The following is a 537-nucleotide window of genomic DNA, read 5'->3' as shown; positions in this document are numbered from 1 at the left end:
CCCTAGGGGCCCCTAAATCACAGGTGATTGAACTGTTCAATCTGAGCTTTATTGCTAGAGCAGAAAATGTGGTGTTTCTCGGGGCTAGCGGAGTAGGAAAAACGCACTTATCTATGGCATTAGGCTATAAGGCCATCATGAACAACATTAAGATCAAGTTCATTACCGCCGCCGATCTCATGCTGCAACTCAGTACAGCCTATCAGCAAGGTAAACTGAAAACCTATATGCAACGTGCGGTACTGGGACCAAAGTTACTGATTATCGATGAAATTGGTTATTTACCGTTTGGACGTGAAGAAGCGAATCTGTTCTTTAACGTGATTGCCAAGCGTTATGAAAAAGGCAGTACGATATTGACGAGTAACTTACCCTTTAGCCAGTGGTCCAAATCCTTTGCAGATGATGTCACGTTGACCGCTGCGATGTTAGATCGGTTATTGCATCACTGTCATGTGGTACAAATATCGGGTGAGAGTTATCGTTTGAAGGATAAAAAAAGAATTGGGATTCAGCCCCAGGTTGAAACTTAATACG

Annotated in this window: 1 protein-coding gene; it reads left to right on the top strand. The window is 43.2% G+C overall.

The window, feature by feature from the left end; all coding sequences use genetic code 11:
- On the top strand, nucleotides 1-533 hold a 533-nt coding region (gene istB, locus VF675_RS13780), incomplete at its 5' end, for an IS21-like element ISAba8 family helper ATPase IstB (protein ID WP_440205396.1).
- Between the last annotated feature and the right edge of the window lie 4 nt (nucleotides 534-537).

It is taken from the genome of Acinetobacter sp. Lyrl_1, from assembly GCF_051948795.1.
GTDB classification, from domain to species: Bacteria; Pseudomonadota; Gammaproteobacteria; order Pseudomonadales; family Moraxellaceae; genus Acinetobacter; species Acinetobacter towneri.
This window is presented reverse-complemented; position numbering and strand designations above follow the sequence as displayed.